The 10,293-nt window shown below is 63.8% G+C and carries 7 protein-coding genes and 1 pseudogene; 3 read left to right on the plus strand and 5 right to left on the minus strand.

The window, feature by feature from the left end:
• Window positions 1–348: 348 nt before the first annotated feature.
• From QZY03_RS06870 to QZY03_RS06880, 3 genes are all read left to right on the plus strand, one after another.
• On the plus strand, window positions 349–1,467 hold the full coding sequence (locus QZY03_RS06870) for a clostripain-related cysteine peptidase (RefSeq protein ID WP_295579440.1): 1,119 nt from the start codon (window positions 349–351) through the stop codon (window positions 1,465–1,467).
• Between the two features lie 103 nt (window positions 1,468–1,570).
• Window positions 1,571–3,931, plus strand: a complete 2,361-nt coding sequence (locus QZY03_RS06875) for a CocE/NonD family hydrolase (RefSeq protein WP_295579442.1) — start codon at window positions 1,571–1,573, stop codon at window positions 3,929–3,931.
• Window positions 3,932–3,933: 2 nt separating this feature from the next.
• Window positions 3,934–4,935, plus strand: coding sequence for a hypothetical protein (locus QZY03_RS06880; protein ID WP_295579444.1), 1,002 nt, complete (start codon window positions 3,934–3,936; stop codon window positions 4,933–4,935).
• A gap of 29 nt (window positions 4,936–4,964) precedes the next feature.
• Here the strand turns inward: QZY03_RS06880 and QZY03_RS06885 are convergent.
• The 5 genes and pseudogenes from QZY03_RS06885 to QZY03_RS06905 all read right to left on the minus strand — a co-directional run.
• Window positions 4,965–5,305: pseudogene (locus QZY03_RS06885) on the minus strand (RimK family alpha-L-glutamate ligase); the annotation flags it as partial.
• A 4-nt stretch (window positions 5,306–5,309) separates the two neighbouring features.
• The gene (locus tag QZY03_RS06890) at window positions 5,310–7,388 is read right to left on the minus strand and encodes an SAV_2336 N-terminal domain-related protein (RefSeq protein ID WP_295579446.1); all 2,079 of its coding nucleotides are present in this window, start codon (window positions 7,386–7,388) and stop codon (window positions 5,310–5,312) included.
• Between the two features lies 1 nt (window position 7,389).
• Window positions 7,390–8,517, minus strand: a complete 1,128-nt coding sequence (locus QZY03_RS06895; protein WP_295579447.1) for a MoxR family ATPase — start codon at window positions 8,515–8,517, stop codon at window positions 7,390–7,392.
• A gap of 8 nt (window positions 8,518–8,525) precedes the next feature.
• On the minus strand, window positions 8,526–9,503 hold the full coding sequence (locus QZY03_RS06900; RefSeq protein WP_295579449.1) for a hypothetical protein: 978 nt from the start codon (window positions 9,501–9,503) through the stop codon (window positions 8,526–8,528).
• Between the two features lie 178 nt (window positions 9,504–9,681).
• Window positions 9,682–9,930, minus strand: coding sequence for a hypothetical protein (locus QZY03_RS06905; protein WP_295579451.1), 249 nt, complete (start codon window positions 9,928–9,930; stop codon window positions 9,682–9,684).
• Window positions 9,931–10,293 lie beyond the last annotated feature (363 nt).

The raw sequence follows: 10,293 nt of genomic DNA on the forward strand, positions 1-10,293 counted from the left end.
CCCCGGAAGATGAAAGTCCCCCGTGGGAGCGGCGTCCCGCCGCGATGCGGTGCCGCGGTGAGCTCGAACACCGCGGCTGCGCGCCGGGCCTCGTCGCGGCGGGACGCCGCTCCCACAGGGTCGCTGTGCGACTTTCGCGGCAAATCCTTTCAGTGTCGGAAATCGCCTAATGGCGATTTTGTTGGTCGGAACGACGGCCAACGCCCCGCCGTGCGCCCTCGCAGCTTCCGGAACCGGGAAACGTCAACTATCCTGTTACTGAAGCCTGAACAACGCTTGGGATTTCTCAGATTGATGATGTGAATTGTCGCAGTTGAATCAGCGCCAGATAGATTTTGGGAGTTATCCATGCATCCGCATTCGCTGACACGCTGGTTTTACGTCGCCTTGGTTTTTACCTTGGCACTGGTATCGCATCCGAGTACCGCCGTGCCGCCGCGCGCCTGGACCGTCATGGTCTATACCGCAACCGCGAACAATCTCGAGTCCTACGCCTTCCGTGACCTCGCCAAGCTCACCGCATCAGCCCCGGCCCAGCGCCCGGTCGCCGCGACCATGCTCATCGCTACCGAGCATTACGGGGACTGGTCGATTGCTGTCGAAGGCGACTCGCGCGCGAAAGACGGTGTCGTGATGACCCGGATCGCGCCGCCGGCCATGGCCGACCGTGCCACCCTCGCGGCCTTCATCCGCGACTCCGCGGCAAGGTTTCCCGCGAAGCATTACGCGCTCATCCTGCAATCTCACGGGTCCGGTTGGTTTCAGACGATGGCCCCCGAAAAGACGGTTGCGGTCGGTCAGATCGCTGCGTCCATCGGTGACGCTGGAGTACCGATCGAGATCCTGGGATTCGACATGTGCCTGATGGCAACGATCGAGACGGCCTATGAGCTACGCGACCGCGCTCGCTACGTGCTCGCCAGCGAAGACTATGGCCCGTGGGAGGGAGTGATCGGACCGGAACTGCTGGCAACCTTTTCTGCCGGACCTGATCCACTCGCCATCTTGCGCGGACTCAGCGCTTCGTTCATCGCGCGTAATGACCAGGCTGCGGCCGACGATCCGGCGGACATCAGTATCCTTGATCTGTCCGCGGTCAAGCCGCTCACCGCATTCCTACAGACGCATCTTCCGCAGGGACCGCTCGATGCGTCGTATTTCAGTGTAACCAACGCAGTCGATCAGACCACCGAGCCGCCGTGGTGGCAGGCACAGGACCTCACCGAGGTCGTTCGACGGCTGCTCTCCGACCAACCAGCGGCCTTGGACGAATTTCAGGCCCTGTTTGATCGGGTCGTGGTCGGCTACTGGCAAGATATCAAGAAACGCAGCACGGATTACGCCCCGCGTCACCATGGCCTGAGCATTGTTGTCAATGGCGATCAGGACGCCGCCGATACGCAACACCATTACCGCGAGTTGAGCTTTCCCATTCGACTCGTCACCACCCCTGAGCACGCGCCCTAGAGAACGCTCAAGGTATTCAACGATCCCACGGGCCGAAGCGCGGATCGAGCATCGACTGCCGGCACGGTTGCCTGATCGATGCACTCATTGTAGGAAGATAAAGATGCACATACCGGATTCAGTCCAAGGCGACTCGTCGCCAAGCGCATCCGGCGGTGCCGGTCACGATGCCGCCCCGTTCGCCCCCCTCACCCGCCGCGCACTGATCCAACGGCTGGGGTGGTCATCCCTCGGGCTCTTTGTCTCGCCCTGCTTTGCGGATTCCAGCCCAGAGGAAACGCTCGCCGAACCAGCAGCGGATGGCCAGCATTTGCGCACCCGCGATCGGGTACCTGACCCGCGCGATATCGGTTTCACCGTCCACTATCCCGGCCGCGACCCGATTCGTCTTGTCGGGCACTATTGGTTTAACGCGGCAACCGTTGCGTCCGGGCAGCGCTGTCCGGCAATCGTCGAGTTCAACCCCTATCGCCGTCGCGACGGGATGCTGCTCTCCGACAGTTGGATGTACCCCTGGTTCGCCGCGAACGATTATCTCTGTTTCCGAGTTGATTTGCAGGGTTCTGGTGACTCCGAGGGTGTATTGACGGACGAGTATTCCGACGAGGAGTTGGCCTACTGTGCCCAGGTCATCGAACAGATTGCCCGACACCCTGCCTGCGATGGTCAAGTCGGCATGATGGGAAAGTCTTGGAGCGCAATCAATTCCCTCATGGTCGCCGCGCGAGCCGATCGTCCGTCGGCACTGAAGGCCGTCGTGGTCTGCTGCGGAACCGACGATCGATACAACGACGACGTTCACTATCAGGGCGGGGCCATGCTGGCGGACAATGCCGGTTGGGCGTCGTCCATGTGGGGCTGGCTTGCCGCGCCGCCCGACCCGATGACTGTGGGTGGGCGCTGGGAGGTTATCTGGCGCGAGCGGATCAAGCAGGCGAGCTTTTGGTTCGTACCCTGGGCTGAACATCAGACGCGCGATGACTATTGGCGTGCGACCAGCGTGCGGGACCATTACGACCAGATGAAGATCCCGGTCTTTTTCATCGGCGGCTGGCAGGACGTTGTCTATAAGAATCCGATCGAACGCGCGGTGGCCGCGTTAAGCACTACCGGCACACCAGTGGCCGGATTGATCGGTCCATGGGGTCACAAATATCCCTTCGACGGACATCCGGGGCCGCGCATCGACTGGCTGCGCTCTACTGTCACGCACTGGTGGGACCGCTGGCTCAGGGGTCGGGAATCGTCGCCGGAGACCCGATGGCCGACCCTCACGGTCTGGCTCGGCGAGTCGCGGGAACCAAGCCCTTCCGCTTGCGGCGACGAGCCCGGCCGCTGGGTGGCCGAGGACGCACACTGGCGCACCCGCGCCCGGGAGCGGACCTGGTACCTCGGCGCCGATCATGGACTGATTGACGAGCCCCCGGTCAACCGCTTGGCCCTGAGCGTCCCGACCCCGGCGCCCGGCGTCACGGTGATGTTGGAAAACAGCTCTTGGGGCGAATGCGGCAACGACGACCTGCCGGGCGACCAGGCCCCGGCCGACCGTCAGGCGCTGACATTCGACAGCGTCCCACTGACGGCCGATCTCGACGTGTTCGGCCATCCGGTCGCGACCCTGGTGCTGCGCAGCGACCAACCGCTGGCGGTGATCGCGGTGCGTCTGTGTGAAGTGAGCCCGAGCACCGGTGCCTCACGGCTGGTCAGCTACAGCTATCGGAACCTGTGTCATGGCGATGACGATCGATCCAACCCCCGGCGTCTGGACCACGGAGTACCTTTCCAGATCAGGGTGCCGCTTGGCCTGACCGGACATACCTTCAAGGCGGGCTGGCGAATCCGGCTCGCCATCTCGCCCGCGTGCTTCCCAACCCTTTGGTCCAGCCCGCGCACCGCGAATCTGACTCTCGATACCGGTCCGCTCGTCGGGTTCGCGGCCAGCGCCCTGATGCTGCCGGAACGGCTGCCGCGTCTCGCTGACGCGTCGCTGCGCACCCGGCTCCCGATCCACTCGCAGGGGGCCTATGTCGATGACCGCGACTATCTGCCCATCCTCGCGGAGGCACGTCCCGCGCGCAACGAGCGGACCGCCAGTGCAGTGATTATTGATGGCAAACCTGGCGTGCTGATACACAAGGTCTTCGACAGCGGACGTTACCAGTACGGAGGCCCGCTGGCCGGGCTCTGGGTCGATCTTATTGGGGAGGAGAATTATCAGATTGCTGAGGATGACCCGGCCACGATGACCTGTATCACGCGCGTCTCTCAGCGCTTTGAGCGGCCCGACCCCGATTGGACTGCACGCGCTGAGACGATCACCCGCATCTGGAGCGAGCCGACGTCCAATGGTGATTTCGCCTTCCGGTTCGAGGCAACCGTTCGGACCTATGTCGGCCGAGGACCCGAAGAAAAGCCCTTTGAGTCAAAGACCCTGACCGGGACCATTCCGCGACGCTGGATCTAACGGTGACGGGCAACCACCAAACGGATAACGCGCCGTTGCACTGGTACCAACGCGTCGCGGTCGTGATGATCGTATTATGCACTGCCGCGATACCCAACGCTCGCGCGGAAGAAGCAGTCCGCCGCCTGCAAGCACTGAAAGATCAACGCGATCTCAAGCGGGAGGCCGAGTTGCGGGAGGCGGTATCTGAGGCCACATCAACAGGTGACAATTGGACGCTTTCCGGTGCCGTGCCGCTGTGGGTGACCTCCAACGCCTATTGCACACCATCAGCACCGCAGAACGACAGCTATCTGGGACCCTGGCTGCAACTGAATTGGCAGCATCCCCTGCGTCCGCGCCTGGTCGCGGATATCTCCCTGAGCTACACTGAGTATCGTTACCAGCACTTTGCCGATCTCGACTATTCTTACGCAGATCTCGGCGCGGAGCTGACATGGACGCTCGCCGACACGCCGACACGCTCGTCTAGCCTCTATTCCCATCTCTCGCTTTATTATGATCTGGACGCTGACCATCACTTCGATGACATCGAGGCCAGCCTCTCCGGCGGGGCGAATCTTGAGTGGACACTGGTCAGCGGCGCGTCGGTCTATTTTAATCCAGAAATCATGATTCTGCAGGCCATGCCCCATCGCTTTCGGGATCGCTCTTATGTCAGCGCCGGGCTAACCGTTGGCGGCAACATCCCCTTAAATGATCAATGGGAAATCGATTCCTATTCAAGCCTGTGGGTCAGCCGCTATGCCGAAGGGGCGGAAGAGACCGATCTGACGCAGTACCTGAGCGCGACGTTACGCCGTAACCTGACCCCACGGATCAGCCTCGATCTGACCGGCTTCTACACGCTGAACGCGAGCACGATCGCCAATGCGCAGTATAACGACATCACTGTTGGCCTCGCGCTCAATATGAGTTTTACGAGGCCCCTCGGACCCCGCGCTGATTCAGAGTCCGCTCCACTGCGCTGGAAAAGTATGGAATCGGAGCCGGCGTCCAACTGAGCCAAACATGATTGATGGTTTTCTTCGCCCTACTTCTTCCCCGCCCGCCGCCGGTCCAGCCGTTCGACGAACTCGCCGATCAGGCGCCGGTAGAGTTCCTCGCCCAAGACCAGGTCCTCCACCCCGGCGTCCATGCTGGGGTTGTCGTTGACCTCGATGACCACCGGGCCGTCGGGGGTCTCCTTCAGATCCACGCCATAGAGCCCGTCGCCGATCAGGTCGGCGGCCTTGAGCGCCATGCGCACCACGGCCGGCGGGCCTCGGCGATGCTCAGGGTCTCAAAGCCGCCCTCGGTGTGGCGGCCGTCGGACTCGTGTTTGACGATCTGCCAGTGATCGCCACTCATCAGATACTTGCAGCAATAAAAAGGCGGCTCATGGGGCCAAGTGTGTGATTGGCCTACGGTTGGCTGGCACAGGTCGTTGATCAAGCTTGGAGAAAGCTATTTCGGCAGATGCGGGCACCACACGATTCGCCCCATGAGCCGAAAAACCTGGTCGAGCCGCCGCGGACTCGCTCTGCACGGACGATGCGAAGGTGCGATCCAACAAGACGCCAGTCCGCGCAACGGCGCCGGTGATCATCTCGCTGCTCAACGCAAGCCAGCGCGCCAGGCGCGGTGCTAGACTCAAGGAGCTAAACGTGAATGCGTTCGGTTGCTCCGCGGTGATGCCAAGCCCGGTCCGCGTGCGAAAGGCCGACACGAGCAGCACCTCGCGGGGTCCGACAGCGGGTTCATTGCGAAACATGGCAAGGCCAACCGAGACGACGGCACCAGGCCGCACCTCATGCAGCAAACCGCGTAACGCGTTGGCACCGTCGCGGCCCTGGCCTTGCGACGAGCGGTAAAGAACGACCTGAGAAACCAGGAAGCTGCCGAGGTCATGGCAGATCTGCCCCGCCGCATCAAACGCATCCGCGACCCGCCCGTACCGTGCGGCGTACAGATGCAGCAAGGCATCGCAAACCAGGTCCGATTCAGCGATCAGGAGCAGATCGCACGCGGCAGCCCGCGGTGGTGAATCGATCCAGTCGGAGAGCCGCTTCGCCTCAGGGCCGAAGCACCCACCCAGCCGACGGAGAACCTGTAGTCGAATGCGGGCGAAGGGCTTGAAACGCGGCCCGGCACCGTCATCGGCGGTGGCGGGCAGGGCCGGGTCCAGATAGCGCGCGAGGAAGTCGTAAGGCGCACCCAGTTGGCTGCGCACGGCGTCGCTGACGCGCCGGAGGTTGGTCTGGATCTCGTCGGGGTGCAGGGTGTCGATGAGCAGTTGCCGCACGCCAGCAGGATAATCGTAGACGGTCTCCAGTGGCTGCGGAGATGCACTTGGTTGTTCCTCGGTACGCTGCAAGAGCCCGCCCAGGAACAGTTCGGCCAGATAGGCTGGATTCTGATCGGCACAGCAAGTCTGCTGCACCAGGCGCACGACCGGCAGCGTCAATGGCATCGCGGCGTAGGTCCGCGCCAGTTCACGCGCCGGCGCCGAGGCGCCGGCCTTGAAGCGCTGCAGCCGCTCGCGGGGTCCCGGCGGCTCGGGTTGCCGGATGGGACGCCGGCGCAGCAGCGGCGTGCGGGGGAATTGGGCACCGGGCACCCAGGCCCCGGCTCGCCCCGAGAGCAGACGCGACCAGGCGGCCAAGCTCACCGCGTCCGACGTGATCACGGGCAGGGTCAAGCTGTCGGGAGCGGCCTTGCCTTGGCCTGGGATCATTTCGGGAATGAGGCGCACCTTTTCATCCGGTGAGCCGCGCGGGTCGCCGCGCAGTCGGGTCAGCAAGGCCTCGCCCAGGGCGGTGCGCCGCCATTGGATCTGCGGCAGCAGTTGCAGCAGCGCAACCGGTTGCCGCCGCTCCCACTCCGCCAGGGCGTCAAGGTGCCAGGGCGCGCGGTCGGCATGAGGACTGAAGCCCCGCCGCCAGGCAGGATCGCTGAAGTCACTGAGCACCAGCACGGCGCGGCGGCCCTGGGGGTCGTGCAGGATGCCCGGCGGACGGGGGCTGCCACCGTGCAGACCGGGCCAGAGCCGGGTCGTATGGTCCGCGTCAGCACCGATACGCCAGATGCGCAGATCTCGAAAAGCCCCGTGACGGGCGAAGAGGCGCGCCAACTCATGCAGCAACGGCTCCCAGAGGATAAAGACCGGGAGGGCGTCGACGATCAACGCCAGCTCGAGGCGCCGTTCCGGGATACCGCGCAGCACCGGTATCGGTAGGCCCAGCTCGGCAAAATTGTGGACCGTAGCGGCCTCGTCGATGAAGCGGCGGGTGCGTGATGGGACGCGCTGGCGTAACGGACGCAGCGCCCGGCCAATGCCCAGCGGGTCGGCAAGCAGACGCGGACGCGCCACACGGATGGTCTTCGACCCCGCCCCTTGCGATGCCCCGGCGGCGGGCTGCGTCGAGTAGACGCCCTGCGCGTAGATCGCGTCGATCAGGGCGCCGAGACGGCTCATCTCAGTCCCCGGACAGGGGCGCAAAAACGGTTGCGAGGATGCCCTCGTCGTCGGCCCCGATCAGTTGGATCAGGTCCACACCACTCATGGTGAGCGAGATGGCGTTGAGCAGTTGATCCGTTGCCAACTCCCGGTGCTCGGTATCGCGACGGTGCAGAAATGCCCCGATCAGCGTGTCGACATCTGGTTTGATGGCGGCCCAGGCACGCTCGACTGACGCGGCATCGGCGGTATCCGCACCGCGGCGCACCGGGAACAGGTGGGCGCGTACAATCTTGCGCAGCTTATCTTCATCCGGAGGTTCCACGCGCAGTTGCAGGCAGCGACGCAGAAATGCCGGCGGAAACTCGCGCTCGCCGTTGCTGGTCATGACCACCAGCGGAAACTCCAGGCAGGGCACCTCGCCGTCTTTGACTGTCAAGGTGCCAGCCTCCTTACCCCAAGCACGGACCTCGACCTGGGGCTGGCGCTGCTTCAGGCGCACGAGTTCGGGGATCTCGAAGCGCCCCTCTTCGAAGACATGCAGCAGGTCGTTGGGCAGGTCGATGTCACTCTTGTCGATCTCATCGATCAGCAGCACGCGCGGAAAGTAGCGGGCCGGGCCGCCGCGCTCACCGGCAGGGTTGGCGAAGAAGGCGGTACCGAGTGGGCCCAGGGTCAGGTATTGGCCAATGTCCTTGACCTCGGCGGCAACCGCACCGGGGGGCGTCGACTCCGCAGCAGCACGCGGGACCCTCGGCTGCGGCGCCAAGTGCGCATCCTGGAGCCGCGCGACGGCGTCGTATTGGTAAAGGCCATCCTGCAGGGTACTGCGGCTGGTGATGGACCAACGCAGCACCGGACCGAGACCGAGCTCGCGCGCGACGGCGTAAACGAGTGTGGTCTTGCCGGTGCCGGGTTTGCCGGTAACGAGCAACGGGCGACGCAGATAGAGTGTGGCATTGATCCGCTCAACGTCAGTGCGATCCGGCAGGAAACTGCTTGCCCGCTCGCGATCCAAGTCGTCGAAGCGGCGCCACGGCGGCGGTTCCGGAAGATGTTGGAGGCGTTCGAGGTTCAAGGCGGGGTCGACCCGGTCGGCATCGGTGCCGTCGAAGATGTACCAGGAGGCTTGTTCGTTCGTGACCATGGCAGCGCCTAGCCCATCAGGGCGTTATCGTAGTCGGGTTGGTCGAAGATCGGGCGGTTCGGATCCTCCCAGAGCAGGGAGAAACCACCTGGGTACGCGCCCGCGTGCGCGGCTGCGTGGCAGCGGTACTGGTACAGCGCCCGCGGTAAGGCATGCAGCACCCGATCGGCTTGCCTGCAAACCAGATTCTTTTTCAGTGCCTTGAGCCCGGCCACGGTCGGCGCCTGGCGGCGCGGCCACAGGAGAATCGGCACACCGATGTCCAGCAGTGCAGCCAGTTCGGGGCATTGAATCGGCCCCGAGCACCCGAGCGCGAGCGCGCGCCGACCGGGGTCCGGGTCACGCAGATGCAGCAATGCGGCGCACTGCATCTCATGCCTGGCCTGTACCTTGAGCCAACTCAGGCCAGGGGGTTTGGAGTCGTGAGTCAGGCAGCCGGCATTGTCATGCCAGAACGTCCGTGCGTCCGTACCGCCGCGACTGTTGACCAAGAGCGGTTCGAACCAGCGTTCCCAACAGCGCAGGACCAAAGGGAACTCGACGGCGAGGTCGCCGGGTGTGAGTCGATCGGTCGGTGGGCGCTCGCCGGGGCGGAACAACGCCCGCTCCAGCGTATCGACAAAGGCTTCGTCGGCTAATAGTGGGAACGGCAGCAGCACCTCGATCTGAGGTTTGCATTGAGTCCGGCTCGGCAAGGCGCGAACAGCAGCGAGGATCTGGGCGACGATATCCTCATGGGTAAGCAGACCCGGGCGAGGATCGCAGGCGTCTCTCGGTTCGCCATACTCGTCGATGTAGTCCCAGGCCACACTGTAGCTGCCTGGCGGGGCAGCCAGGTCCGGCGCGACCTGAACCATCAGGAAACTCTGCGGCGGCGCTGTGGCTGGTCGTTCCACGACTGCCGCGGCCTCCTTCACATGGGTCGCGGCGATCGCCCCCCGCTCGATCTCACGGCCAACGCCGAGTGCACCAAGCGCCGCGTTCAACGACTGTAACACCTCGGGCGGATAGCCGGTAACGGCCGCGTAGCGGGCTGGGATTGCAACCTGCGCAACCAGGAAAGGCTCGTCTTGGCCCCCATCGCCAGTGGGCTCCGGAGCGGCCTCGCCGGGACAATACTGTTGGGCAACCTGCGCAATGCGCCACTTGAGCCAGCGCAGTAATTTATCGGAAGTGATCCTCCTCGGCGCAGTCGCGCACGGCGTCCTTGACGGCATCAATGATCTGCCCCTCGGTACGGCAGTCCGGACCGACGACGTTGACCTTGTAGCCGCGATGCTCCAAAGCGTTGCGGATCTTGCGTACATCGCAAGGGCTCAGGCCGTGCCGGTCCGCGCCAGTGTCGTCATAGTTGCAACACCAGCGTAGCGAGTGGTCGTCGTTACGCCCGAGGAGGAGGGCTTTGCGCGGCACGGCTGGTCGGAGTCCCGGCGTAGTGATGGTCGCTTCAATCCTCGAGCTTGAAGCGCACAACCAAGTCGTTGCCCTTCTTTATGCTTGCCTCAAGCTCTGCCTTGAATTGCGGTCCGGGCTCGACCAAGACCGGCTTCCTGGTCAACCGTCGCGTCTTCCCCCCGTTCGCATCGGTGGACACCTCGAACTCATCAAGCAGTGCGACCTTGGGCTCATGCGCACGTGTAGTGGACCCGATGTCCAGGACAGTTTTCCCCCGAATTTAAGCTATCGTGCCCACGTTCATCGCAGCGGTTTGGCGCTGCCCCAGCCACGGCGGAGCGGTCGTTAAGACGGCATCCGCGTAGCGATTAAGAAAAAATC

The organism is uncultured Lamprocystis sp. (genome assembly GCF_903933125.1).
Classification (GTDB): domain Bacteria; phylum Pseudomonadota; class Gammaproteobacteria; order Chromatiales; family Chromatiaceae; genus Thiodictyon.